The 25,999-nt window shown below is 64.4% G+C and carries 25 protein-coding genes and 1 pseudogene; 7 read left to right on the top strand and 19 right to left on the bottom strand.

Annotation, left to right across the window (positions count from 1 at the left end; translation table 11 throughout):
* Positions 1-22 precede the first annotated feature (22 nt).
* The 13 genes from phoU to GWG65_RS01880 form a co-directional block, all read right to left on the bottom strand.
* Positions 23-739, bottom strand: coding sequence for a phosphate signaling complex protein PhoU (phoU, locus tag GWG65_RS01940; protein ID WP_275193612.1), 717 nt, complete (start codon positions 737-739; stop codon positions 23-25).
* An 11-nt stretch (positions 740-750) separates the two neighbouring features.
* Positions 751-1,572: a phosphate ABC transporter ATP-binding protein PstB gene (gene pstB / locus GWG65_RS01935; RefSeq protein ID WP_275193611.1), complete on the bottom strand. Its 822-nt coding sequence runs from the start codon at positions 1,570-1,572 to the stop codon at positions 751-753.
* Positions 1,569-2,414 (bottom strand): phosphate ABC transporter permease PstA, encoded by an 846-nt coding sequence (pstA, locus tag GWG65_RS01930; RefSeq protein WP_275193610.1) that lies wholly within the window; start codon positions 2,412-2,414, stop codon positions 1,569-1,571. Before pstA ends, pstB begins: the two co-directional genes overlap by 4 nt.
* A 4-nt stretch (positions 2,415-2,418) precedes the next feature.
* The gene (gene pstC / locus GWG65_RS01925; protein ID WP_275193926.1) at positions 2,419-3,408 is read right to left on the bottom strand and encodes a phosphate ABC transporter permease subunit PstC; all 990 of its coding nucleotides are present in this window, start codon (positions 3,406-3,408) and stop codon (positions 2,419-2,421) included.
* Between the two features lie 160 nt (positions 3,409-3,568).
* On the bottom strand, positions 3,569-4,579 hold the full coding sequence (gene pstS, locus GWG65_RS01920; RefSeq protein WP_275193609.1) for a phosphate ABC transporter substrate-binding protein PstS: 1,011 nt from the start codon (positions 4,577-4,579) through the stop codon (positions 3,569-3,571).
* Between the two features lie 145 nt (positions 4,580-4,724).
* Positions 4,725-6,023 carry an ATP-binding protein gene (locus tag GWG65_RS01915; protein WP_275193608.1) on the bottom strand — a complete coding sequence of 433 codons (1,299 nt, stop codon included), beginning with the start codon at positions 6,021-6,023 and terminating at the stop codon, positions 4,725-4,727.
* Between the two features lie 32 nt (positions 6,024-6,055).
* Positions 6,056-7,111, bottom strand: coding sequence for a lysylphosphatidylglycerol synthase domain-containing protein (locus GWG65_RS01910; protein ID WP_275193607.1), 1,056 nt, complete (start codon positions 7,109-7,111; stop codon positions 6,056-6,058).
* 427 nt (positions 7,112-7,538) lie between these two features.
* Complete coding sequence (locus GWG65_RS01905) at positions 7,539-7,970, bottom strand: GNAT family N-acetyltransferase (protein WP_275193606.1); 432 nt, start codon at positions 7,968-7,970, stop codon at positions 7,539-7,541.
* 18 nt (positions 7,971-7,988) lie between these two features.
* Positions 7,989-8,216, bottom strand: coding sequence for an Rdx family protein (locus GWG65_RS01900; RefSeq protein WP_275193604.1), 228 nt, complete (start codon positions 8,214-8,216; stop codon positions 7,989-7,991).
* A 12-nt stretch (positions 8,217-8,228) separates the two neighbouring features.
* The gene (locus GWG65_RS01895) at positions 8,229-9,161 is read right to left on the bottom strand and encodes a haloalkane dehalogenase (protein WP_275193603.1); all 933 of its coding nucleotides are present in this window, start codon (positions 9,159-9,161) and stop codon (positions 8,229-8,231) included.
* Entirely contained in the window at positions 9,158-9,748 is a 591-nt protein-coding gene (locus GWG65_RS01890) for a TetR/AcrR family transcriptional regulator (protein WP_275193602.1), read from the bottom strand. The genes GWG65_RS01895 and GWG65_RS01890 overlap by 4 nt, the downstream gene beginning before the upstream one ends.
* A 119-nt stretch (positions 9,749-9,867) precedes the next feature.
* Complete coding sequence (locus GWG65_RS01885; RefSeq protein ID WP_275193601.1) at positions 9,868-10,164, bottom strand: hypothetical protein; 297 nt, start codon at positions 10,162-10,164, stop codon at positions 9,868-9,870.
* Between the two features lie 2 nt (positions 10,165-10,166).
* Positions 10,167-11,561, bottom strand: coding sequence for an OmpA family protein (locus tag GWG65_RS01880; RefSeq protein ID WP_275193600.1), 1,395 nt, complete (start codon positions 11,559-11,561; stop codon positions 10,167-10,169).
* A 166-nt stretch (positions 11,562-11,727) separates the two neighbouring features.
* On the opposite strand from GWG65_RS01880, the gene GWG65_RS01875 reads away from it, so the two are divergent.
* Together GWG65_RS01875 and GWG65_RS01870 are read left to right on the top strand one after the other, a co-directional pair.
* A complete protein-coding gene (locus tag GWG65_RS01875; RefSeq protein ID WP_275193599.1) occupies positions 11,728-12,786 on the top strand; it encodes a polysaccharide deacetylase family protein in 1,059 nt (352 codons plus the stop codon).
* Between the two features lie 249 nt (positions 12,787-13,035).
* Positions 13,036-13,143, top strand: a pseudogene (locus GWG65_RS01870) (3-oxoacyl-ACP reductase); the annotation flags it as partial.
* A gap of 164 nt (positions 13,144-13,307) precedes the next feature.
* Here the strand turns inward: GWG65_RS01870 and boxB are convergent.
* The 4 genes from boxB to GWG65_RS01850 all read right to left on the bottom strand — a co-directional run bounded on the left by boxB (position 13,308) and on the right by GWG65_RS01850 (position 19,395).
* Positions 13,308-14,759: a benzoyl-CoA 2,3-epoxidase subunit BoxB gene (gene boxB, locus GWG65_RS01865; protein ID WP_275193598.1), complete on the bottom strand. Its 1,452-nt coding sequence runs from the start codon at positions 14,757-14,759 to the stop codon at positions 13,308-13,310.
* A 120-nt stretch (positions 14,760-14,879) separates the two neighbouring features.
* The gene (gene boxC, locus GWG65_RS01860; protein WP_275193597.1) at positions 14,880-16,568 is read right to left on the bottom strand and encodes a 2,3-epoxybenzoyl-CoA dihydrolase; all 1,689 of its coding nucleotides are present in this window, start codon (positions 16,566-16,568) and stop codon (positions 14,880-14,882) included.
* Positions 16,569-16,758: 190 nt separating this feature from the next.
* Positions 16,759-17,574, bottom strand: coding sequence for an alpha/beta hydrolase (locus GWG65_RS01855; protein WP_275193596.1), 816 nt, complete (start codon positions 17,572-17,574; stop codon positions 16,759-16,761).
* A 279-nt stretch (positions 17,575-17,853) separates the two neighbouring features.
* Complete coding sequence (locus GWG65_RS01850; RefSeq protein WP_275193595.1) at positions 17,854-19,395, bottom strand: benzoate-CoA ligase family protein; 1,542 nt, start codon at positions 19,393-19,395, stop codon at positions 17,854-17,856.
* 122 nt (positions 19,396-19,517) lie between these two features.
* On the opposite strand from GWG65_RS01850, the gene GWG65_RS01845 reads away from it, so the two are divergent.
* Both GWG65_RS01845 and GWG65_RS01840 read left to right on the top strand, forming a co-directional pair.
* Positions 19,518-20,426, top strand: coding sequence for a helix-turn-helix transcriptional regulator (locus GWG65_RS01845; RefSeq protein ID WP_275193594.1), 909 nt, complete (start codon positions 19,518-19,520; stop codon positions 20,424-20,426).
* 12 nt (positions 20,427-20,438) lie between these two features.
* On the top strand, positions 20,439-20,834 hold the full coding sequence (locus tag GWG65_RS01840) for a group II truncated hemoglobin (protein WP_275193593.1): 396 nt from the start codon (positions 20,439-20,441) through the stop codon (positions 20,832-20,834).
* Positions 20,835-20,901: 67 nt separating this feature from the next.
* Here the strand turns inward: GWG65_RS01840 and GWG65_RS01835 are convergent, their stop codons facing one another.
* Both GWG65_RS01835 and GWG65_RS01830 read right to left on the bottom strand, forming a co-directional pair.
* Positions 20,902-21,234 (bottom strand): PRC-barrel domain-containing protein, encoded by a 333-nt coding sequence (locus tag GWG65_RS01835; RefSeq protein ID WP_187436110.1) that lies wholly within the window; start codon positions 21,232-21,234, stop codon positions 20,902-20,904.
* Positions 21,235-21,302: 68 nt separating this feature from the next.
* Positions 21,303-22,088 (bottom strand): IclR family transcriptional regulator C-terminal domain-containing protein, encoded by a 786-nt coding sequence (locus tag GWG65_RS01830; protein ID WP_275193592.1) that lies wholly within the window; start codon positions 22,086-22,088, stop codon positions 21,303-21,305.
* Positions 22,089-22,199: 111 nt separating this feature from the next.
* On the opposite strand from GWG65_RS01830, the gene GWG65_RS01825 reads away from it, so the two are divergent.
* The 3 genes from GWG65_RS01825 (at position 22,200) to GWG65_RS01815 (ending at position 25,900) form a co-directional block, all read left to right on the top strand.
* Positions 22,200-23,558: an aromatic ring-hydroxylating dioxygenase subunit alpha gene (locus GWG65_RS01825; protein WP_275193591.1), complete on the top strand. Its 1,359-nt coding sequence runs from the start codon at positions 22,200-22,202 to the stop codon at positions 23,556-23,558.
* Between the two features lie 181 nt (positions 23,559-23,739).
* A complete protein-coding gene (locus tag GWG65_RS01820; RefSeq protein WP_275193590.1) occupies positions 23,740-25,188 on the top strand; it encodes a glutamine synthetase family protein in 1,449 nt (482 codons plus the stop codon).
* 325 nt (positions 25,189-25,513) lie between these two features.
* A complete protein-coding gene (locus GWG65_RS01815) occupies positions 25,514-25,900 on the top strand; it encodes a hypothetical protein (RefSeq protein ID WP_275193589.1) in 387 nt (128 codons plus the stop codon).
* Positions 25,901-25,999 lie beyond the last annotated feature (99 nt).

Below are 25,999 nucleotides of genomic sequence, written 5' to 3'. Positions count from 1 at the left end.
GGCTCGTTGCTCCCTTGAGTCTTCAGGTATTCGGAACCGTGGTGGCGAAGGTCGTCATGTCGCCCTTCGGCCGCTTGTCGGTGATGGCCTGACCTTCGATCATGTAGAACACGGTCTCGGCGATGTTGGTGGCGTGGTCGCCAATGCGCTCGATGTTCTTGGCGCAGAACATCAGGTGGATGCAGAACGAGATGTTGCGCGGATCCTCCATCATGTAGGTGAGGAGTTCGCGGAACAGCGAGGTGCAGATGGCATCGACTTCCTCGTCGCCCTTCCACACCGCCATCGCCGCTGGCAGATCATGCGCGGCATAGGCGTCCAGCACCGATTTGACCTGCTGCTGCACGAGGTCGGTCATGTGTTCCAGACCACGGAACAGCTTGAGCGGATGAAAGTCCGTCTCCAGCGCCGCGACGCGCTTGCCCATGTTCTTGGCGAGATCGCCGATGCGCTCGAGATCGGTCGCAACGCGCATGGCGCCGACGATCTCGCGCAAATCGACGGCCATCGGCTGGCGGCGGGCGATGGTGAGCACGGCGCGCTCCTCGATGCGCTTCTGCAGCGCGTCGAGCTCGGCGTCGATGGTGACGACGCGCTGGCCGAGCGCGACGTCGCGCCGGATCAGCGCATCGACGGACTCGACGATCATGCGCTCGGCAATTCCGCCCATCTCGGCGACCAGCCGGGTGAGCTCCTGGAGGTCGGTGTCGAAGGCCTTTGCGGTATGTTCAGAACCCATGTCCCGTCTCCTCAGCCGAACCGGCCGGTGATGTAATCCTGCGTGCGCCGATCGCTCGGCGACGTGAAGATCCTGCTGGTGTCGTCGAACTCGATCAGCTCGCCGAGATACATGAAGGCAGTCTTGTCGGAAACGCGGGCCGCCTGCTGCATGTTGTGGGTGACGATCGCGATCGTGTAGTTCTCGGAGAGCTCCTGGATCAGTTCCTCGACCTTGGCAGTCGAGATCGGGTCCAGCGCCGAGCAGGGCTCGTCGAACAAGATCACCTCGGGCCGCACCGCGACCGTGCGGGCGATGCAGAGGCGCTGCTGCTGGCCGCCGGAGAGCGACAGGCCCGAAGCGTTGAGCTTGTCCTTGACCTCGTTCCACAGCGCGCCGCCGCGCAGCGCCTTCTCGACGCGAACGTCCATCTCGGACTTCGAGATCTTCTCATAGAGGCGGATGCCGAAGGCGATGTTCTCGTAGATCGTCATCGGGAACGGCGTCGGCTTCTGGAACACCATGCCGACGCGGGCGCGCAGCAGGTTGAGGTCGAGCTTTGAATCGAGAACGTTGGTCTGGTCGAGCATGAGCTGGCCGGTGGCACGCTGGCCCGGATAGAGATCGTACATCCGGTTGAAGACGCGCAGCAGGGTCGACTTGCCGCAGCCCGACGGGCCGATGAACGCCGTGACGCGATTGGTGCCAAGCGTCAGATTGATGTTCTTCAGCGCGTGGTGCTCGCCGTAATAGAAGTTGAGGTTGCGCACCGTCACCTTGGGCGGCGCCTCGGGCAGCACCGGCGTCTGGGGAAGTCCACCGGCCGCGCTCATCGATACGGACAGATCACTCATTTTGCGGTCCTCTCGGCGCCAAGGATGCGCGCGCCAATATTCAGGGCAAGAACGGTCAGGGTGATGAGCAGGGCTCCGCTCCAGGCCAGCTGCTTCCAGTAGGCGTAGGGGCTCTGCACGAAATTGTTGATGGTGACCGGCAGGTTCGCCATCGTCTTGGTCATGTCCAGGCTGAAGAACTGGTTCGACAGCGCGGTGAACAGCAGCGGCGCGGTTTCGCCGGCGACGCGGGCGGTGGCCAGCAGCACGCCGGTGATAAGGCCCGCGCGCGCAGAGCGGTAGGCGATCCGCTTGATCACCAGCGAGCGCGGCAGGCCGAGCGCCGAGGCCGCCTCGCGCAACGCGTTCGGCACCAGCAGCAGCATGTCCTCCGTCGTGCGCAGCACCACCGGGATCACGATCACGGCGAGCGCGAGGCAGCCGGCGATCGCCGAGAAGCCGCGCATCGGCACCACCACGGCGCCGTAGATGAACAGGCCGATGATGATCGAGGGTGCCGAGAGCAGGATGTCGTTGATGAAGCGGATCACCGAGGTCAGCTTGTCGTTGCGGCCGTATTCGGCGAGATAGGTGCCGGCGAACATGCCGAGCGGCGCACCGATGCCGACGCCGATCACGGTCATCATCAGCGAACCGACGATGGCGTTGAGCAGGCCGCCATCGGTCGAGCCGGGCGGCGGCGTATTCTCGGTGAAGATCTGGGCGTTGAGACCGGCCACGCCGTTGTAGAGCAGCGTGACCAGGATCAGCGCAAGCCAGGTGACGCCGAAGGCGGCGGCGCCCATACAGAGCCCGCGGACGACGATGTCCTGGCGGCGGCGGCGTGAATAAATCGGGTTCATGGCGTCAGTTCCCCGCCTTCTTTTCCAACCGCATCAGCATCAGCCGCGCCGCTGCAAGCACGAAGAACGTCAGCACGAACAGCAGCAGGCCGAGCAGGATCAGGCCGGACTGGTGCAGGCCGTCGCTCTCGGCGAACTCGGAAGCGATCGCCGCCGAGATCGTGGTGCCCGGCGCGAAGATCGACCCCGAGATGCGGAACGAATTGCCGATGATGAAGGTCACCGCCATGGTCTCGCCGAGCGCGCGTCCCAGCGCCAGCATGACGCCGCCGATGACGCCGACGCGGGTGTAGGGGATCACCACGCTGCGAACGACTTCCCAGGTGGTGCAGCCGACGCCGTAGGCGGCCTCTTTCAGCACGGGCGGCACGGTCTTGAACACGTCGACCGAGATCGAGGTGATGAAGGGCAGCACCATGATCGCGAGGATCAGCGCGGCGTTGAACAGGCTGAGATAGGACGGCGGGCCGGCGAAGATCGCGCCCAGCACGGGAACGCCGTCGAAGATGTTGATCATGAAAGGCTGGAACGTGTTTGCCAGGAACGGGCCCAGCACGAAGAAGCCCCACATGCCGTAGATGATCGAGGGGATGCCGGCGAGCAGCTCGATCGCCATGCCGATTGGGCGGCGCAGCCATTGCGGGCACAGCTCGGTCAGGAAGATCGCAATGCCGAGACCGACCGGTATGGCGATCAGCATCGCGATGAAGGAGGTGACGAGGGTGCCGTATATCGGTCCGAGCGCGCCGAGCACGGGCGGATCGGCGGAGGGCGCCCAGCGCTGCGTCCACAGGAACGACACGCCGAATTCCTTCATCGCCGGGAAGGCGCCGACGATCAGCGACAGGATGATGCCGCCGAGGATGAGCAGCACCGAGATCGCGCTCAGGCGGGTGATCCAGTAAAAGGTGACATCGCCGAGCTTGAACGCGCCCAAGGCCTTGGCGCGGTCATACGGTCCGGCGTCGTCGACGATATCGCTCTGAACGGCCATCTCTGCCACGCCGATCCCCTGTACTGACTATACTTGTTCTTGCGATTCTTGTGACACCGGTCTTGTGCCCCGGATGCAGCGCGGCGCTGATCCGGGGCCGAAGTCATGTGATACGCGGTGCAGCGCTTGAGATTGCACCGCGTTCGGCAACAAGAAGAGCTCAGCTCTTGATGTCGGCAGCCCAGGTCTTCTCGATCAGCTTCACGACGCTGTCCGGCATCGGGATGTAGTCGAGCTCCTCGGCCGCCTTGCCGCCGCTCTTGAAGGCCCAGCGGAAGAACTTGATGGCTTCCTGCGAGGCGGCCTTGTCGGTCGCATCCTTGTGCATGAGGATGAAGGTCGCCGCCGTGATCGGCCAGGACTTCTCGCCGGGCTGATCGGTCAGGATGACGTAGTAGCCCGGAGCCTTGGCCCAGTCGGCGTTGGCGGCGGCCGCCTGGAAGGCCTCGATCGTCGGCTGCACCGGCTTGCCGGCCTTGTTGACGAGGCCGGTATAGGTGAGCTTGTTCTGCTTGGCGTAGGCATACTCGACATAGCCGATCGAGTTCTTGGTCTGGCTGATGTTGCCGGAGACGCCTTCATTGCCCTTGGCGCCGACGCCGACCGGCCACTCGACCGCGGTGCCCTCACCGACCTTGCTCTTCCAGTCAGCGCTCGCCTTGGAGAGATAATTGGTGAAGTTGAACGTCGTGCCCGAACCGTCGGAGCGACGGACCACGGTGATCGCCTCGGACGGCAGCTTCACGTTCGGATTGAGCTTCTTGATGGCCGGATCATCCCACTTGGTGATCTTGCCGAGATAGACGCTGGCAAGCGTCTCGCCGTCGAACACCAGCTCGCCCGGCTTCACGCCCTCGATGTTGACGACGGGAACGATGGCGCCCATCACCATGGGCCACTGCACGAGGCCGTCCTTTTCGAGCTGCTCGGCCTTGAGCGGCGCGTCGGTCGCGCCGAAGGTCACGGTCTTGGCCTGGATCTGCTTGATGCCGCCGCCGGAGCCGATCGACTGGTAATTCAGACCGTTGCCGGTCTCCTTCTTGTAGGCGTCAGCCCACTTGGAATAGATCGGGAACGGGAACGTCGCACCGGCGCCCGTGATATCGGCCGCGAAGGCCGACGTCGATGCGGCCACCAAGCCAGCAACGACGATGGTTTTGAGGAAATTCATGCTGGTCTCCATACAGGGGAGCGAAGCGCCTTACGCGCCCGATCGCGCTCCCCGTGCCGCCCCCTTTAGGAGCGGTCGGCTGTGCTTTTACGAAGGTTTCGTGACAGCTGGATGACAGTGATAAGAGTCTGCAATTGCTTGCATTTTAGTTCAGAGCCGCAGGCTTTCCCTGGGGAAAACAGGCACTGAAAGTGGCGCCCTGTTTGGGCACGCTTTCGATCAGGAGCCGGCCGCGATGGCGGTTAAGGATATGTTTCACCAACGATAATCCGAGCCCAGTGCCGCCCTGCGAGCGGCTATCGCCGACGTCGACCCGGTAGAAGCGCTCGGTCAGCCGCGGCAGGTGCTCGGGCGCGATGCCGGGGCCGAAATCGCGGACCATGACCCGGATTTCCTGGGTGCCATCAGGGGCGTCGGCAGAGGTCAGCGATACGATGACCCGCCCCCCCGAGGCACCGTATTTGAGCGCGTTCTCGATCAAATTCTCGAACAGGCGCAGCAGCTCCTCGCGGTCGCCCGCGATCATCACCGGCGCCTCCGGCAAATGAGTCTCGACGTCGACCTGGCGCTCCCGCGCCAGGGGTTCGAGCCCGTCAGCGACCTGGAGAATGATCGGCAGCAGGTCGACCAGGGTATCAGGCCGGACATGGGCGGACAGCTCGACCCGCGATAACGACAAGAGGTCGTCGATCAGGCGCGCCATCCGGGTGGCCTGGTTGTGCATGATGCCCAGAAAGCGCTCGCGCGCCTTGGGATCGTCCTTGGCCTGGCCCTGGAGCGTGTCGATGAAGCCGGACAGCGCGGCCAGCGGCGTGCGCAATTCGTGGCTCGCATTGGCGACGAAATCGGCGCGCATTTCCTCGACCCGGCGCAGCGGGGTCTGGTCGTGGAAGGTCATCAGCATGCATTTGTCGGCGCCGCCAAAGGTGGTCGGCACCGGCACCGGCGTGATCATCAGCTCCATCCAGCGATCGACCGGCACATGGTCGAGATAGGTCGCGCGCCGCGGCTCGGTGGTCGCGATCGCCTCGCGCAGCGCGGTGATGATCTCCGGCGAGCGCAGCGCGAACTGGGCGAGCTCGTTCCTGCGCAGCGCCGGCGCCAGCTGGGCGGCGGCGGCATTGAGATGGATGACGCGGCCGGCGCGGTCGAGCAGCACCGCCGGATCCGGCATGCCGGCGACGACCGCGGCCACCGCGGCGCTCTCGACCGGATTGACCCGGCGGGTATCGTCGCGCGACGCGGCGGTATCGTGCAGGCGCCAGGGGATCAGCGCCGCCGCCGCGATGCAGAGGAACACCGCCGCCCCTCGCATCACCGACAATTCGCCGAGCGAGACCACCACCGACAGCGCCAGCGCCGCGGCGATCAGGATGATGGTCGAGTGCCGCAGCCGGTCGGACCAGGGCTGGGCGGAGGGAGAAGATGGGGCGTCGATCGCCATCGGGGCGGACTTCTCCTAGGGGCTTGCGCCGGTCAGGCGCCGCTGTCGCTGCGCTCTCTCACATAGGCGGCTTCACGCGCCGGACCGGGGTCGAGCTTGAGCGCCGCTTGTTGCAAGCGCTTGGATCGCGCGCCGATTATAACTTCGCGAAACGTCAGCAAGATTACAGATATGACGAAAGGGGATAGATAATAGAGGACGCGGAACAGCAGCATTCCGCCCAGAAGCTCCTCGCGGTCCATCTGCCACAGGCCGACCAGCATGGCGGCGTCGAACACGCCGAGGCCCCCGGGCGAGTGGCTGGCGAAGCCGAGCAGCGTCGCCGAGACGAAGATCACGGCGACCACGACGAAGCCGAGATTGGGTTCATCCGGGACCAGCACGTACATCGCGAGCGCGCAGAAGCCGAGATCGATGATGCCGATGGCGACCTGGAGCAGCGTCAGCGGACCGCCCGGCAGCACCACCGTCCAGGGCCCGCGGCCGACCACCCGCGGCTGGATCCAGACCCAGACCACATAGCCGATCAGCGCCACGAGGATCATCATCGCCAGCGTCCGGTTCAGCCAGGGCGGCATCTGATCAATCGCGGCAGCGGCCTCCGGATGATAGGAGATGCCGAGGCCCAGCACGGCGGCATTGCCCAGCCAGAAGGTCAGGCCGGCAAGGAAGCAGATCTTTGCGACGTCGATCGCGTTGAGGCCGTAGGCCGAATAGATGCGGTAGCGCACCGCGCCGCCGGTGAAGACGCTGGCGCCGACATTGTGGCCGATCGAGTAGCTGGTGAAGGCGGCGAGCGCGTTGACGCGATAGGGCACGTGGGTATGGCCGATCGCGCGCACGGCGAACAGGTCGTAGAAGGTCAGGGTGAAATAGCCCGCGGCAACGAACAGCGCCGCCATCGCAATCTGGCTCGGCTCGGTGCTCTTGATCGCTTCGATCACCTCGTTGAAGTCGATGCCTCGCAGCATGTGATAGAGCACATAGCAAGCGATGCCGATGACCGCGACGCTAATCACAACGCCAAGCTTATGCAGGATTTGCTTCTGGCGCAGAAACGACACCGCCCTGCGTATGGCTTCCAGCATCTAGACCTCAAACAACGCTTCAGCGGCCAGGGTGGCCGGCGAACTGGCGAACGACGCACAGGCACTCAACGAACCCTTGCCGCCGGCTCCGGCGTCGCGCAGGCCCCCCAACCCTCCACTAGCGCGTTTTCGGGCGGAGTGGAATTCGCCAATACGAACAAAATCACGTGCCTTCAATATTTTAGGCAGGTTTGCGGGCTCAGGATGCACGGTTTGGCGCTTTCGACGGCAAGGCTGACGCGAATCTCCGTGGCAATCTTGCGCAGGGGCGGTGAAGTTTTGATGATTTCGGCCGCACAATGTTCCGTCGGGTTTTAAGCCGACATCAATCTATGGACCGCGCCCGCCTGCTGAAAGAGGGGGCGATCCGATCACATTGTGCATGGATTTTCCGATACGCTGCAAGGTCACGGCGCCCGGAGTGGCCTCAAGGTGCGACTAGATAGCCGCGGCTATAAGCACTGGCCTGGTCCTCGAAAATCGCCATGGCCGTGGTCATTCGCCGGAAGCCCAGACGTTCGTAAAAACCCTCCTTGCCCGGCACGGCATAGAGGATGATCTTGCGATGGGTGCGGCAGCGCACCAGCAAGCGCTCGATGATTTCGCGGCCGAGGCCCTGTCCCTGACAATCCGGGTGCACGGCCACATCACAGAGGTAGGCGCAGTCGCGGCCGTCGGCCAGCACGCGCCCGGCACCGACGAGGCGGCCTTCGTCATAGGCGAAGGCGTGAAACATGCTGTTGCCGAACACGAGCGCGAGATCCGCCGGCGCTTTGTCGCCGAGCGGCGCGATGCGGTAGAGTGCGGACAGCTCGTGCCAGTCGATACAAGCAAGATCGTCGGCCCAGACAATCGACATCGACGAAGTCCTCCCAGCTCAGTGCCGCGCGGCGGTGACGGCGGCGACGATTTCGTCGGTACCAGGAAAATGCCCTTTACTGCGGCTGGCGACAATCCGGTCGCCCAGCTTGACCTGGAAGACGCCCCCCTTGCCCGGCACGAGGTGCGACTCCAGCGCCAAGTGCCGGCGGAGCGCCGCCGCCGCGTCTTTGGCGCGCTTCTCATAGCCGCATGGCCGGCAATAGACGATGGTCACGTCAGACATCTCATCCTCCTATCAGGCCGCGAGCTGCGGACGCACCGCTTCGATGCCGGCGATCCAGCCGGCGACCGAGCGACCGATCGCCTCCGGATGATCCTCCTGGAGAAAATGCAGTCCGGCTCCGAGGCGAACGAGCGCGCAATGCGTCAGCGAGGCCGCAAAGCGCGCCGCAAACTCCGGCGCGACGAGCGCACCGGGCTCGCCTGTGAACAGCAGTTTCGGATAGGACGATGCCGCCAGCGCCGCATGGGCGGATTGGAGCGCCTCGTAGACATCGGCAGGCTCGCCTGCGATCGGCAGTTCGCGGGGAAATGCAAGAACGGGACGACGGCTCTCGGGCGTCGGAAACGGTGCGCGATAGGGCGCCATCTCGTCGTCGCCGAGGTTGCGGACGATACCGCCGGGCAGCACACGCTCGACGAACGCATTCGCCTCGAGGATCATGGCCTCGCCCTCGCCCGGCGTCCTGAACTTGCGAAAGACCGCCCTCGCCGCCTCGGCATGATCTTGCTCCTCCGCGACTTCGGTATGGTGGAAATCCTGCCAGGTCGGCATCGGCCGGATGAACTCCATAAAGGCCAGCCCGCGGACGAGATCCGGCCGGCGCACGGCGAGATGAAATGCGAGCGCCGTGCCCCAGTCCTGCGCGACGAGATAGGCCGATGTGATGCCGCGCTCTTCGATGAATGCATCAAGATAGCGGACGTGGTCGAAGAAACGATAGGCGATATCGGGCTTGCCGGACTGGCCGAAGCCGATGAGATCGGGCGCGATGCAATGCGCCACCGGTGCCACCAGCGGCAGGATGTTGCGCCAGATGTGCGACGAGGTGGGATTGCCGTGCAGGAACAGCGCGACCGGCTGATCGCGCGCAGGCGTCTCGCGATAGGCCATCGTGCTGCCGAGGACTGAGGCGTTGCGGATTTCGATTTCGGCTGGCTTGCTCATGTGGGCTCCCTGAACACGGTTTGGAATGCGATGGACTTGAAACGTTCGAGCGCGTCGGGATTGCGATCGACCTTCATGCGCAGGATCGCACCCTGCCAGGACGCGAGCAGGAAATCGGCAAGGTCCTCCGGCTCGAAATCCGATGCGATCTCGTTGCGCATCTGCGCCTCGGCGATGCAGGCCGCAAACGGCATGCGCCACGCGGCAAAAATTTCGGCGAGCCGCGTGCGCAGCATCTCGCTGCTCCCCGAGGCTTCCAGACTGAGATCGCCGATCAGGCAGCCGCGGCCAAAGCCGTCAGCCTCGAGCCGGCCGGTGATGATGTCGAGATAGCGCTTGAGCCGCGCGCGCGGCGTCAGCAAGGCGTCATCGAGGGCTTCGGCGACCAATCCCCTGGTGATGCCGAAGTAGCGGTCGAGCACCTCGGAAGCGAACGCCTCCTTGGAACGGAAATGATTGGTGAAAGACCCCTGCGGTGCGCCCGCCGCAGCGGTGACATCACGCACGCTGGTGCCGTGATAGCCGGTCCGAAACATGACCTTGAGGCCGGCGTCGAGGATGGCGTCTTTGAGCGAGGGCTTTGGCATGGGCTTATAATACGCACGTACGTATTTATGTCAAGCGCAAACTTGTTCCTGAGCAATCTGCTTTGCTAATCAAGCCGTTATCGCGAGGTCGGAGAGCTGGCTGTCGAGCGGCAGAGGCTTCAGGCCGCCGGCATGCTGCGCGAGACCACCCGGTCGCGCAGCCATGCGCCGATGGTGCAGCCGACGAGGTAACAGGCGAACATGATCAGCCCGAGATCAAGCCAGTAGCCGAAGCGGCCTGGGACCACATGTGCGAACGAGGCAGTGACCAGCGCGGCGGCAAGCGCAGCAAGCCAGCACGCGGTCACATTCGAGGTGCCGTTGCCGCGCTGGACCACCGAAATCCAGCCCATCGCAAACCCCAGCAGCAGCGATCCGATCAGCCAACCCAGATGGAACGAAACGAGATAGGGCATCGTCACCTCACCAGAAATTCGATGCGGCGGTTCTGGGCCTTGCCGTCGTCAGTCTCGTTGCCGGCGACGGGCTGCGTGCTGCCATAGCCGACCGCGGTGAAGCGGTCGGCGGGCAGGCCGGCCTTGACCAGATAATCGATCACCGCCTGTGCGCGCTTCTCCGAAAGCGCCCGGTTGAAGGCGTCCTCGCCATCGGCATCGGTGTGCCCGGCGACCTCGATATTGGTGGTCGGACAGCGCAGTGCCGTCTCGATCAGATGATCGAGGATGCCGGCGGAATCCGGATCGATGTCAGCGCGTTTCGCTGCGAAGCGTATCTTGCCTTTGCCCAGGAGGTCCGAAAACAATTGCTGGCAGACGGTGCCATCGACCGGCCCCGCCGCAGGCTTCACCGCGATCTCCGGCTTGTATTGCCAGGCTTTTGGAAAGTCCTTGCCGAGGCCGGCGTGAATGTCGTTGGCAGCACCTTCGTACAGCGCGTCGCCCGATAGCTTCACCTCGCGATCGGAGACGACCAGCGTGCCGGTCGACAGCCGCGACAGCGCGCCAAGCGCGGCGAGCACGACCGTGTTGAAGGAGCTGGGGGCGCCGATGCTGGCCTTGAGATTGTCGACGACCTTTTCGTTGAAGAACTTCCGCGACGCGCTGGTCGCCAGCGCAGAGTGGACGTTGTTGTCGGGCACGTAGCCAGTCAGCGTCACCGTCGCGGCAACCGGGTCCTTGTAGGCCTGGAAGATGTAGGGCGGCGCCTTGATGTCGTTGGCGGCGATCGAAAAACCCTCGGGCAGGTTCTTGAGTGCGGCTGCAATCGCCTCGCGGCCGCCGAGTTCGCGGGCCATGCCGGCCAGATTGACCTTGGTGTCCGAGATCGTGATCTTGCCGTCCTTCAGCTTACCGATCTGGTCGAGCAACAGCATCGCGGCGGCCTCGAAACGCGGTGGTGCGCCGCGCGCCAGGCCCATCTGATCGGCCACCTCGACCCCGCCGACCTCCTTGCGGGCCGCCTCTGTCAGCCGGCCTTTCATCGACGGCAACGGCGCGGAGCCCGACAGCGTCACCCGCACGACGTCCCGCTCGGCGTTCCAGACGAAGGGTTTTGCCTCGGGAACAAGGCGGGTGCGGTCATCGACCAGGCGCACGCCCGGGACGATCTCGACCGCCATCACGGCGTCGCGGCGCCCCTCCTCGGAGAAGGCATCCGCGGCCAGACTGACGTCGCGGCCGTCGACCGCGATCCGGGTCTTGTCCAGAACGGAGTCCTTGAGCGCGGCCGAACTGCGGGCCGAAAGGTCGGCCTCCACCGACAAAGTGTTATTCCAGGCCGCAAATCCCCACATGACGGCCAGGGGGATCAACCCTGGCCACCATTTGCTGGCCCACCTGAAAAGCTTTTGCATTCGACGACCCGAACTCTGGAACCGGAGACAAAACAAACCCTTGGCAGGCTGTCAAACCGGAAATGGTGCCCTTCCGAAGACCCTGCGTGGACAATTGGAATAACTTTTTCTTCAAGGGTGTGACCGTAAGTTGCAGGCGGAATGCCAGGGGTCGACCAGCCGGGTCATGAAACAACTGCGTAACAACGTTATCCGCGCCGGTCTGGGAGCACTCTATTTCAGCGGGGCGCACCACCTTTTGCGCCCGCTTTTGGCGGGCGTCGGCGCTATTTTCATGCTGCACCATGTGCGGCCGGCCCGCGAGGCCGCGTTCCAGCCAAACCGGCACCTCGAAGTCACCCCCGATTTCCTGCGCGCGGCCCTGAGCCATCTGCGCTCGCGCGACATCGACATCGTCAGCATGGACGAGTTGCATGAGCGGCTGGTGCAGGGCAACTTCGCCCGCCGCTTCGCCGCCTTCACCCTCGACGACGGTTACCGCGACAATCTCGAATTTGCCCTGCCGGTGCTGCGCGAATTTGACGCGCCCTTGGCCGTCTATGTCGCCAGCGATTTCGCCGAAGGCACGGGACGGCTGTGGTGGACGGCGCTGGAAGCCGTGATCGCCAACGCCGATCAGATCGACGTGCCGATCGGCAATTCCGCGCTGCGACTCGATGCGACGTCGCCTGCGGCAAAGCAGGCGGCGTTCGACCGCCTGCACGACTGGCTGCGCGCGTTGCCGGGCGAGCACGATCTCAAGCGCGAGATCGAAGCGCTCTGCGCCAGATACGGCGTCGACATCGCTGCGCTGTGCCGCGGCCTCTGCCTGTCCTGGGACGAGGTGAACCGGCTCGCCGCCGATCCGCTGGTCACGATCGGCGCGCACAGCATCAGCCATTGCAACCTCGCTCGCCAGAGCGAGGAGATCGCCGCGCAGGAGATGACGGTGAGCAAGCTGCGGATCGAGCACGCGCTGCAGGCGCCGGTACTGCACTTCGCCTATCCCTATGGCGACCGCGAGTCGGCGGGGAATCGCGAATTCGCACTGGCGGCAGCGGCCGGCTTCAAGACCGCGGTAACGACGCGGCCCGGCATGCTGTTCGCCGAGAGCGCCGGCCAGATGACCGCGCTGCCGCGCGTCTCGCTCAACGGCAACTACCAGGACACGCGAATTCTGCCGGTGCTGACCTCGGGTGCAGCGACCGCGATGTGGAACGGCTTTCGCCGGTTTGCGGCGGCTTAGGCCTCAATCTCTCCTGTCGTCCCGGACAAGCGTAAGCGCAGATCCGGGACCCATACCGCGGAATCCATCGATTGTGATCGCTAGAAGTTCCGAACGACGAGTCTCCGCCAAACTTCTCCCTGTGGTTATAGGTCCCGAATCTGCACTCCGCTTCGCTCCGTTTGTCCGGGGCGACGAGCTGAGATTGACTCCCCTTCCCTCTCCGCTCACAACCAGCGCCAACCAAAGGGAGGCGTCATGTTCAAGGATCTGGCCTCGCGCGCGGGCGATTACGTGGTGGGCGCGACCATCGCGGTGGATGGCGGGATCGTTTACGCGAATCCGGGGATCAAGGGCAGCGGGTGGGATAGCGACTAGAGCTAGTTCAGCTCTCACCTCATATACGCTGTCATGCCCCGCGAAGGCGGGGCATCCAGTACGCTGCGGCTTCTCGATTTATCTCTGCTGTCTCTGGAATACTGGATCACCCGCCTTCGCGGGTGATGACACCATTTGTGTTGCGAGAGCGTCGGCCCCTTACGCTACGACTCGATCTTCACGTACTCGAAATCGCCGGGCTTGTTGTCGATGCCGACTTTCGGCGGCGAGATCCAGGAGGCGAACTGGCCGGTCTCGGTGACAGGCTGCATCAGCGAGGTGATGAAGTCGCCGTCCGCGGTCGAGGGCAGCCAATCGTCCTTGCGCCTCGCCCAGGTGGCGTCGTCGATCAAGAGACCATCCGGCGTCGCATGGATGCCCTTGAACTCGCCGATGTGGCGATGGAAGGCGACGTTGGGCAGCTTGAGCTGGAAGCCGTAGCCCGCTGTCGAGATCACCTTGTTCCAGCGCAGCATGCCCTTGACGCAATCCTGGCTGTAGTCGTCGCGCAGGCGCATGTTGAGTGCGGTCAGCGCCGGCTCGTCGACCAGCTTGATCTCGCCGTCGATGAACTTGAGCACCGGATAGGTGGCGCTCTTGAGCTGGTGGTCGTCCTCGATCTGGGTCTCGTGGTAGCGGCCCTTGATGCCGGCGTTGAAGGCGTTGGCCGCGTTGGTCGAGACTTCCGAGCCGAACAGATCGAGCGACAGGGTGTAGTGCAGGTTCAGCTTCTTCTGGATGGTCGGCAGGTCGATCACGCCGAGCGCGCGGACTTTTGCGATGTCGGTCGGATCGGTGATGCCGGCCTCCCTCATCGCATCGCAGGTGCGCTGCACGACGCGGGTGATGCCGGTCTCGCCGACGAACATGTGGTGCGCTTCCTCCGTCAGCATGAAGCGGCAGGTGCGCGACAAGGGATCGAAGCCCGACTGCGCCAACGAGTGGAGCTGCATCTTGCCGTCGCGATCGGTGAAGTAGGTGAACATGAAGAACGATAGCCAGTCCGGCGTCGCCTCATTGAAGGCGCCGAGCATGCGCGGCGCGTCGGCATCGCCGGAGCGGCGGCGCAGCAAATCGTCGGCTTCCTCGCGGCCGTCGCGGCCGAAATACTTTTGCAGCAGGTAGACCATCGCCCAGAGGTGGCGGCCCTCCTCGACATTGACCTGGAACAGATTGCGCATGTCGTAGAGCGAAGGCGCGGTCTTGCCGAGGTGGCGCTGCTGCTCGACCGAGGCCGGCTCGGTGTCGCCCTGGATCACGATCAGGCGGCGCAGCATGGCGCGATGCTCGCCCGGGACCTCCTGCCAGGCCGGCTCGCCATAATGCTCGCCGAACGGCACCACGCGGTTCTCTTCCTGAGGCGCAAGCAGGATGCCCCAGCGATAGTCGGGCATGCGCACGTAATCGAACTTGGCCCAGCCGCGCGGATCGACCGAATAGGCGGTGCGCAGGTACACCAGCGACTCCTGGAAGCCTTCCGGCCCCATGTCGCTCCACCAATCCATGTAGCCGGGATGCCAGCCTTCCAGGGCTTTGAGCACCTGGCGGTCTTCGGCAAGGTTCACGTTGTTGGGAATCTTGGTCGAGTAGTCGACGTTCATGATGTTCATGTTCATGGCCGTGCTCCTTGCGATTTCATTTCGTCATCCCCGGCCTTGTGCCGGGCATCCACGTTCTTGCTTGTTGAGCCAAGCACGTGGATGGCCGGAAGCCCGGCCATGACGCAGCAAATGTCGTTACACCCGCGTCATATCGAATTTCGGCTTCTGGCCGCTGCCGTAGCGGCGCAGCGCGCCTTCTTCGCCGACGGCGTTGGGGCGCTGGAAAATCCAGTTCTGCCACGCGGTCAGGCGCGAGAAGATTTTCGACTCCATCGTCTCGGGGCCGACGAAGCGCAGGCTCGCTTCCATGCCGGTGAGGCTGTCGGGCGAAAAACTCGCACGCTCTTCGAGGAAGACGCGGACTTCGTCGTCCCAATCAATATCGTCGAGCGCGAAGGTGACAAGGCCGAGTTCCTCGGCCTCCTCGGCGTCGAGGCTGGTGCCGACGGTGGCTTCCGCGCGTTCGAGATCGGACGGGTCGGCCTGGAAGCGCGACTGCAGCCGGGTCAAACCATGGCTCATCGGATAGGGACCAAAGTTCATAGCTGAAAGCTCGATCGACGGCGGCGGCCGGTTGTCGCCCTGGCGCGTGCCGATCAGCATGTAGGAGCGGTCGGCGGCGAAGACGAGCTCGGCCAGCGTGCCGGCAAAGCAGGAGCCGGGCTCGACCAGCGTCACCAGCGTGCGCGAGGTGACGTCGATGCGCTTGAGCACGCGCTTCCAGTAATGGCGGATCTCGTTGACCAGCCAGTGCGCCTTGTTGGCTTCGAGGAAGGCGTCGGACGCCAGCACATGGGCGCGGTCGCCATGGCTCTTGAACACCAGCATGGCGATCTCGAGCTCGTTGATGCGCAGATGCAGGATGGCGTCGTCTAGCTCGCGTGCGACCTGCAGCGGCCAGAACGAAGCGCCCTGCGCCATCATGCCGTCGATGTCGGCGGGCGGCGCCGCCTCGGGCGCCTTGATCGAGATGGTGGCGATGCGCGCGGCACGATCGATATCGACGGTGACGAAGCCGTAGCGCAGGCTGGTCTCGTCGATGATCCGCCTGAGCGGCGTCAGCGCAACGCCCTTGCCGCTGCCGTTGCGCTTCGAGGCCGCCGCAAACTCCCTGGCGCGCTCGGCGATCTTGCTCTCGAGTTTCGAATTCGGCGCGATCTCGTCGACGAGACGCCATTGTACCGCGCGCTTGCCTTTCACGCCTTCCTCGATGGTGCAGAAGTAGTCGGCATGATCGCGCCGCACCTTGCGCTTGTCGACGACGCGGGTCAGCCCGCCGGTGCCGGGCAGCACCGCGAGCAACGGCACTTCAGGCAGCGCCACCGCAGACGCGCCGTCATCGGCGAGGATGATGTGGTCGGTCGCGAGCGCCAGCTCGTAGCCGCCGCCGGCGGCCGAGCCGTTCACCACCGTGATGAAACGCTGGCCGGAGTTCTCCGAGGAGTCTTCCATGCCGTTGCGGGTCTCGTTGGTGAACTTGCAGAAATTGACCTTGTGGGCGTGGGTGGAGCCGGCGAGCATGCGGATGTTGGCGCCGGCGCAGAACACACGGTTCTTGGCCGAGCGCAGCACCACCACCTTCACCTCGGGATGCTCGAAGCGCAGCCGCTGGACCGCATCCGCAAGCTCGATGTCGACGCCGAGATCGTAGGAATTGAGCTTGAGCAAGTAGCCCTCGAACAGGCCGCCATTCTCGTCGACGTCCATGGTCAGGGTCGCGACGTCGCCGTCGACCGCGAGCTTCCAGTGCCGGTAGCGGGACGGGTCGGTCTGGAAATCGATGAATGTCGCGCCGCCTGCGAGGCGCCGATCTTCCCCGGCCATGGGCCACCCTTGAGCTTGATTATGAGTTTGGTGTTGTCGTTAGATGCACAATAGTGCATCTTTCTGGGCGCGTCTAGCCCCCTTCGTGTCCCTACATGCATTTTGCTTCATGCGCAGGCCCGTTGCAGCCACGGCAGCAAGGCCGTGCATATTCGGCGGCCACACTCATTGAAGGCGCCCCTTTGCAAATTCAGGCGGCGCGGCCTTGAAGTCCCTGATCGTCACGCAGGGCCGCTTTGGCGAATTGCTCAATCGCGTCAAGCGTCGCCCCAGGTGCTTCACGATGGGGGGAATGCTCCGCGCCTGAAATGACTTTCAATTCTACCGGACAATAACATTCTTGCTGCGCGATCTCGGCCTGGCGCAGCGTCCCATATTGATCGTCCACGCCTTGCAGGACCAGGACAGGGACACGGATGTAGGCGAGATACTCGGAGATGTCCCAGTCGCGGAATTTCGGATCGAGCCAGGCGCCGTTCCAGCCGTAGAAGGCATTGTCGACGTCCTTGTGCCAGCGCCCGAGCTTTGTCTTCAGCTCCGTGGTCTCATACGCGGCCTTGATCGCGGCGATCGATTTGACCGAGATGTCCTCAACGATGAAATGCGGCGCTATCAGCACAACGCCCTGGAGGCGATGATCCTGATGCGCGCCGGCATAGATCGTAGCGATCGAGGCGCCGTCGGAATGGCCGAGCAGCAGGCCGCGCTTGAAACCGATCGCGTCAAGGACCTTCGGCAGCACGTCCAGCGCCTCGCGCTGCATGTAATCGAGCGGCCGCGGCAGCGCGACCTTGCTCGACTGGCCATAGCCCGCGCGCGAATAGGCGAACACGCCGGCGCCGGTCACCTGCTGCAGCTTTTCGGGGAAGTCACCCCAGAGGCCCACGCAGCCGAGGCCTTCGTGCAGCATGACGATGGTCGGCGCGTCCGCGGTTTGCGGCGCCAGCCATTTGTATTCAAGGCTGGCGCTGCCGATGCTGAGGAAGCCGGTAGGGGTGAGGGTCATTGCTGGAATTCTCATTCTTCTCTCGTGAGATTGCCCACCCTCCCTGGAGGGGTCCGAGACGAGCGTAGCTCGCTCGTGGGTCGACTCACATCGAGCGCAGCGAGATGCGAGTCGGGGTGGGGTGACGGTCTCTCCACGGATGCTGTGCCCGCGTGGAGAGATCACCCCGCCCCGCTTCGCATTCCGCTTTGCTCCATGCGAAGCGACCCTCCCCCTCCAGGGGAGGATAGGCAGCGGAGCTTGCGGCCCAAGCGAGATCTCTAAGCGTCATGCGCACGCTCAATTCGTCCCGCCCCGCAATTTGAACCGCTGGATCTTCCCCGTCGCCGTCTTCGGCAGTGACTCCACCACGTCGATCCAGCGCGGATATTTCCATGGGCCGATCTTCTGCTTGACGTGATCCTTCAGCACCTCCTGCAGGTCGGTCGTCTTCACGCCCGGACGCAGCACGATGAAAGCCTTCGGCTTCAGCAGGCCTTCCGGATCCGCTTCGGGCACGACGGCGGCTTCCAGCACGGCCGGATGCGTGATCAGCGCGCTCTCGACCTCGAAGGGCGAGACCCAGATGCCGGAGACCTTGAACATGTCATCGGCGCGGCCGCAGAAGGTGTAGCGGCCGTCGGCGTCGCGGATGTATTTGTCGCCGGTGCGGGTCCACGGGCCTTCAAATGTGCGGCGGCTCTTGTGGCGCTGGTTCCAGTAGCCTTCGCCGGCGGAGGGCGCATCGACCAGCAGTTCCCCGACCTCGCCGTCGGCGACGTCCTGGCCGGCCTCGTTGACAAGCCGCACCGCATAACCCGGCACCGGCTTGCCGGACGAGCCGTATTTGATGTCGCCGGGCGCGTTCGACAGAAAGATGTGCAACAGCTCGGTCGAGCCGACGCCATCCAGAATGTCGACGTTGAAGCGCGCCTTCCAGCTGTTGCCGACGGATTCCGGCAGCGCCTCCCCGGCCGAGGTGCAGATGCGCAACGCATTGCCACAGCGCTCGGCCTTCATCGTCTCGTCGTTGAGCATCGCCGCGAACAGCGTCGGCACGCCGTAGAAGATCGAGGGATTGTAGCGGTTCATCAGGTCGAACATGCGGGCGGGCGTCGGCCGCTCGCTGTTCAAGATCGTGGTGGCGCCGACCGACATCGGGAAGGTCAGGGCATTGCCGAGGCCGTAGGCGAAGAACAGCTTTGCCGCAGAAAGACAGACGTCGCTCTCGCGGATGCCGAGCACTTGCTTTGCGTAGGTATCCGCGGTGGCCTGCAAGTTCGAATGCAGGTGACGCACGCCCTTGGGCATGCCGGTCGAGCCGGATGAGTACAGCCAGAACGCCGGCTCGTCGGGATGTGTCGCGGCAGTCGTGAAGTGATCGTGCTCGCGTGCCAGCTCCTCTTTGAGCTGCTTGTGACCGTTGACCTTGGCGCCCGACACCACGACATGCTCGAGATCCGGCATGCGGCCGACGACGTCCTTGATGACGGGATAGAGCGCCTCCGAGACGAACAGCACGCGCGCGCGGCAGTCGGCGAGGATGTAGGCGTATTGATCGGCGGTCAGCAGCGTGTTGAGCGGCACCGGCACGATGCCGGCGCGGATCGCGCCCAGAAACAGAAGCGGGAAATCGACCGTATCCAGCATGATCATCGCCACGCGCTCCTCGCGGCGGACGCCGAGACGGCGCAGCATGTTGGCGGCGCGGCGGGTTTGTTGCTGGAGCTCGCCATAGGTCAGGCGGGAGACGGTGTCGTCGAAGGCCAGCTTGGTGCCGCGGCCTTCCTCGACGTTACGGTCGAGCAGCCAGGTCACCGCGTTGTAGGATCCCTCGCTCACGGACTTCTCCCCCGATCTTAGAATTATAATTCATAGAAAGACACCGCGTTGGCTTGCTGTCAATGCTATCACGCATTATGTTTCATTAAAACGCGCCGCAGGACATCCGCTAAAGAAGGCCCATGACCGACAGTCCCGACGCCGAATCCCGCTTCCTCGAACAACTCGGCCAGCGCGTGCGCACCATGCGCGCACTGCGCGGCATGTCGCGAAAAGTGCTCGCCAAGGTTTCGGGAATTTCGGAGCGCTATATCGCCCAGCTCGAAAGCGGCAAGGGCAATGTCTCCATCGTGCTCTTGCGCCGCGTGTCGGACGCGATGGGCGCGCACCTGGAAGATTTGCTGCCCAGCGCCGATCCGACGCCGGATTGGCAGATGTTTCGCGACCTGTTGCGCAAGGCGACGCCGACCCAGATCGCGCAGGCCAAGGACCTGCTCGCCGGCGGCAGCGCATCCGCGCCGCGGCGCGCGCCGTTCTGCGGCATCGCGCTGATCGGCCTGCGCGGCGCCGGCAAATCCACGCTCGGCAAGATTCTGGCGAAGAAGGTCGGCTGGAGCTTTGTCGAGCTCAACAAGGAGGTCGAGCAGCAGAACGGGCTCTCGGTCGCCGAGATCATCGCGCTGTACGGCCAGGAGGGCTTTCGCCGCATGGAGCAGGCGGCGCTCCAACAGCTGCTGGCGCGCAACGAGCTGATGGTGCTCGCCACCGGCGGCGGCATCGTCTCGGAGCCGCTGACCTTCGACCAGATCCTGTCGTCGTTCTATACGATCTGGCTGAAGGCCGAGCCCGAAGAGCACATGGCCCGCGTGCGCCGCCAGGGCGACCTTCGCCCGATGGCGGACGATCGCTCCGCCATGACGGAGCTGCGCAACATTCTGCGCAGCCGCGAGCCGCTGTATGCGCGCGCGACCGCCGTGGTGGATACCGCAGGGCTGAGCGTTGATGCGGCCGCAGCGCGGCTGATCGACGCGGTGCGGCCCGTGCTGCAGAACGAAGCGCGCAGTTTCGGCCTGCGCAGCGTGGCGCTGTAGCCGGGACGCGGAATGACCGGTAGCGACGTCGCAATCTCCATGTTCGAGCGGATCGGCGGCAGTGCCACGATGGACCGGCTGGTCGAGCGCTTTTATGACCGGATGGACACGCTTGCGGAGGCACGGATCATTCGTGCCATGCATGCCGCCGATCTCGGCGCGATCAAGGACGTGCTGAAGCGCTATCTCACTGAATGGACCGGCGGCCCAAAACTCTATTCAGTGGAGAAGGGCCATCCGCGGCTGCGGCAGCGCCACATCGGCTTTGCCATCGGCGATGCCGAGCGCGATGCGTGGATGCTCTGCATGCGCGGGGCGCTCGAGGAAACGGTGGCCGATGCGGCCGCGCGGCAGGAGCTCGATCGGGCGCTGTCGGGTCTCGCCGACTGGATGCGCAACCGGCCGTGAGAGCGGCCAACGCATGGCGTTCCCGGGAATTGCTTCGCTTACCCGGGCTACAAGACTCCCGACGCGGCTAGACCGACCAGTAATGCGGATGCGGGTAGGGCCGCGAGCGATCGCCCCAGTCGAACGCGTCGCCATCGAACTCGCATGGGCCGTGGCTGAGTTCGTCCAGCGTCAGCTCGACCTGGAATGCCTGACGTGCTGGATCGTATTTCAGCGCGTTCCATTGCACCGGATAGTGGTGACGGGTGCCGAGCAGGCCGCCGGTCTTGATCACGGCATAGCCGACCATTCCGCTCACCTTGTCGAGCATCAGCCGCTCAATCGTGCCGAGCTTGGTACCGTCGCGCCCGTAGACGGCGACGTGCTCCACGCGATCACTGGGAACCATGGTGTGTTGCATGGCATCCTCCCCTCTTGTGACACCCACATTATAGCGCGAAATGCGGAAAGAGCGAAAGCGTGCTGTAGCTACAGCAGCTGCGAGCGCACCGATTCTGCGCCTTCGCCCAGCAGGGGTAGGAACCGGTCGACCAGTTCCTGTGCCGGCACGCGGTCGACATGGCCGCCAATGTTGATGGCGGCGACGATGACATCATCGTAGCGGCGGACGGGAACGGAGATCGAGCGGAAATGCGGCTCGGCTTCGCGGTCGACCAGGGAATAGCCCTGGGCGCGGTCTGCTGCAATGCGCGCGAGCAAGACCTTGGGATCGGTCACCGTCTGCGGCGTCAACGCTTCGCGCTTCATCGCCTTCAGGCGCACGGCAAGTTCGGCATCACCGAGTTGTCCGAGCATGGCGCGGCCGACCGAGGTGCAGAAGGCCGGGAGCCGGTAGCCGATTTCGAGTCCGCTTGAAAAGACGCGCGCCGGACCGCCGCGGGCGATGAACACGACGTCGTCGCCATCGAGCACCGCGAGCGAGGAGATTTCCTGCGCCGCGGTCGCGACGCGATCGAGCACCGGCTGAAGCACGGCGACGAGCTGATTGGATCGCAGGTAGGAGGACGCGAGCGTCAGCACATGCGGGGTCAACGAGAACCGTTTTCCGTCGCTCGCAACGAAGCCACCGCGCGCAAGCGTGAACAGGATTCGCCGGGTCGTGGCGCGCGGCAGCTCAGCTGCGCGGGCGAGATCGCTGAGCGTCATCGGGCCCGGGGTCGCGCCAAAACATTGCAACAGACGCAGCCCGCGATCGAGGCTTTCGACCCAGTCCGCCGCCCGCTCCTCGCTCTCGTTCCGCTTCAGTTTGGGCATGGGCGCTGGATTCCTGCAAAATAGTGCTTGCCGCCGCATCAAGGCATGTCATAATTCGCCCATTCGTTCAATAGGCGAACAAAACGCCCTCCAGCAAAGGACGCGACCGCCATGATGAGCCAGGAGCAGAACGACCTGATCACCCGCACTGGTCCGAAGGACCCATGCGGCAAGCTGATGCGGAGCTACTGGCAGCCGGCCGCCCTTGTCGACGAACTGGAGGGCGCACGCCCGATCCGCCCCGTCAAACTGCTCGGCGAAAATCTGGTGCTGTTCCGCGACGAGACGGGACGCTACGGCCTGATCGATCGCCACTGCGCGCACCGCGGCGCCGACCTCGCCTTCGGACGGCTCGAACATGGCGGCCTGCGCTGCGCCTTCCACGGCTGGCTGTTCGACGCGACCGGGCAGTGCATCGAGACGCCGGCCGAGCCGAAGGACTCAAAGCTCTGCGAGAAGATCAAGCAGCGCTCCTATCCCGTGGTGGAGAAGAGCGGCATCCTCTGGGCCTGGCTCGGCGAGGGTGAGCCGCCGGCATTCCCCGAGATCGATTGCTTCATCGCGCCCGGCACGCACACTTTCGCGTTCAAGGGCCACATGGCCTGCAACTGGCTGCAGGCGCTGGAGGTCGGCATCGATCCCGCGCACGCCTCCTATCTGCATCGTTTCTTCGAGGACGAGGACACGTCCACCGCTTACGGCAAGCAGTTCCGCGGCGCCTCCGCCGGCAGCGACCTACCGATGACGAAAATCCTGCGCGAATACGACCGCCCGATCATCAATGTCGAGCACACCGAATACGGCCTGCGGCTGATTGCGCTGCGCGAAATCGACGAGGAGCGCACCCATGTCCGGGTGACCAACCAGCTCTTCCCGCACGGTTTCGTCATCCCCATGAGCACGGAGATGACGATCACGCAGTGGCACGTGCCGGTCGACGACGAGAACTGCTACTGGTATGCGATCTTCACCAGCTACGCGGCCCCGGTCGACAAGCAGAAGATGCGCGACCAGCGGCTCGAGCTCTACGAGCTGCCCGACTACACCTCGCGCAAGAACCGCAGCAACGACTACGGCTTCGATCCGCACGAGCAGGCGACCGCGACCTACACCGGCATGGGCAGCGACATCAACGTCCACGACCAGTGGGCGGTGGAATCCATGGGTGCGATCCAGGACCGCACCAAGGAGCATCTCGGCCAGTCCGACAAGGCGATCGTGCAGTACCGCCGCCTGCTGCGGCAGGAGATCGACAAAGCGATGGGCGGCGAAAAGCCGATGCTGCATCTCGATGAGAGCACCGCACGCTCGATCCAAGGACCGGCAACGATGGACGGCATCGGCCCGACGCGGGGCTGGGAGACCTACTGGATGGAAGTCGACGTCAAGCGCCGCCGCGGCGCGCCGTGGACGGCCCCGGTGCCGAAGGAGATCGAAGGCAAGGTGCATCGGTTGACGGCGGCGGAGTGAGAATGCCCTTGGGCGGCGGCGGGCGCCACATACTCCGCTGTCATGCCCCGCGAAGGCGGGGCATCCAGTACGCCGCGGCCTCTCGTGGATACGTCACCGTCTCTGGAATACTGGATCATCCGCCTTCGCGGACGATGACAGCGGAGAATGTACTCGCGCCGAGCATCAAGGAGTCATCAAAGTGAGTTTCGTCGCGCGTCATGCGCTGTGGTCGGATGAGCAGAAGGACGCCGCGGCGCGCATGCGCCGCATTGTCGAGGAGAAGAACCTCGAAGTCATCCGCCTCGCCTTCCCCGACCAGCACGGCATCTTGCGCGGCAAGACCATTGTCGCTTCCGAGGCGATCGCCTCGCTGGAAAGCGGGTGTTCGATCACCACGACGATGCTGGCCAAGGACACCTCGCACCGCACGGTATTCCCGGTGTTCACCGCCGGCGGCGGCTTCGGCATGAAGGAGATGGAGGGCGCGGCCGACGTGCTGATGGTCGCCGATCCCACCACGTTCCGCGTGCTGCCATGGGCGCCGGCGACAGGCTGGGTGCTGTGCGATCTTTATTTCAATGACGGCCGCCCCGTGCCGTTCGCAACGCGCGGGCTCTATCGCAAGGTGCTCGATGATGTCAGCAGCCGTGGCCACGATTTCGTCGCCGGGCTCGAGGTCGAATTCCACATCTTCAAGCTCGACGACGCGCATATGCGCGTCGAGGATGCGGGCCAGCCCGGCACGCCGCCCTCTGTGAGCCTGCTCAGCCATGGCTACCAGTATCTCACTGAGCAGCGCTTCGATCAGATGGAGCCGGTGCTGGAGATTCTGCGCCGCGACGTCGTCGCGCTCGGGCTTCCCTTGCGCTCCGTCGAGGTCGAGTTCGGGCCGAGCCAGTGCGAGTTCACGTTCCAGCCGAAGAAGGGAATGGAGCCTGCCGACAACATGGTGCTGTTCCGTTCGGCCGTGAAGCAGATCGCGCACCGCCACGGCTATCACGCCACCTTCATGTGCCGGCCGAAACTGCCAAACCTGTTCGCCAGCGGCTGGCACCTCCACCAGTCGATCGTCTCGCGTGCGAGCGGGGAGAACCTGTTCATGGCCAAGGAAACGACCAAGGCCGGCGGCGAGCCGCTCAGCGCATTCGGCCGCGCTTATCTCGCGGGGCTGCTCGACCACGCCCGCGCGGCAACCGTGTTCACCACGCCGACCATCAACGGCTACAAGCGCTACCGCTCCTATTCGCTGGCGCCGGACCGCGCGATCTGGGGCCGCGACAATCGCGGCGTCATGATCCGCGTGCTCGGGGCTGCCGGCGACGCCGCCACCCGCCTGGAAAACCGCGTCGGCGAGCCCGCGGCCAATCCCTATCTCTACATGGCCTCGCAAATCCTGAGCGGCCTCGACGGCGTCGATCGCAAGCTCGATCCCGGTCCGTCCGCCGACACGCCTTATGAGACCAAGGCGCCGCTGTTGCCGAAGTCGCTGCGTGACGCCGTCGCCGCGCTGAAGGACGATCCGTTCTTCCGCGAGAAGCTCGGCGGAGAGTTTGTCGACTATTACACCCACATCAAGAATGCCGAGATCGACCGCTTCCTGGCCGAGGTGACCGACTGGGAGCACCGCGAATATTTCGAGATGTTTTGACGTTGCGACATCATTCGGGGATGTCCGAAGGGTTCGCTCACACGCCCGTGAGGCGACTTCGTCCCACCGGTTGCGACGACATCACCCCGCGCCCCGACGAAGCCATTTTCCCCGCCCCACGAAAACGGCCTGAAAGACAACGCGCCTAGGCTTCTTCCCCATGATCAACAGTGGAGTTCGATCATGTGGGATCACCTGTTCAGCCTGATTTACCGCCTGTCCTGCCGGACCACGCTGCTTGAGATCGGCACGCATCGCTTGGCGCGCTAGAAGGTGGGCCGGTGCGGTTTAGGTAAGATGAACTGACCAAATCATGGAGATTTCCATGCGCAAGCTGATTCTGATCGCCGCGATATCGCTGCTCGCCACTCACGCCTATGCCGGAGGCCCCCGAAGCCTGAGCCTCGCGGCCTCCAATTCGAGCCAGCAGGCACCCGAGCCCGCAGCGCCGGCGGCGACCGCGCCGCAGGTCTCGCAGACACCGGCGGCAACGCAGCCGAATCTCCAGACGGCGACCACCGCGCCAACTTCGACGCCGCCGGCTGCGCCGGCGCCGGTGACCACAACATCGCCAGCCGCAACGGCCCCTGCCGCACAATCAACGGCAACGCCGGTGGCGAGCCCGACCGAGACAATCAAGCCGAAGCGCCGCCAACCGTCCACCGAAGCGCGCGTGATCCGTGAACTGCATCGTCATGGGATTTATTGGTGAGGAGCGGATAGCTCTCTCCTCCGTCTTTGCGAGCGCAGCGAAGCAATCCAGACTGCCGCCGCAGAACGATGTTGGATTGCTTCGCTGCGCTCGCAAAGA

The organism is Bradyrhizobium sp. CSA207 (genome assembly GCF_029051685.1).
In the GTDB taxonomy this organism is placed as follows: domain Bacteria; phylum Pseudomonadota; class Alphaproteobacteria; order Rhizobiales; family Xanthobacteraceae; genus Bradyrhizobium.
This window is presented reverse-complemented; position numbering and strand designations above follow the sequence as displayed.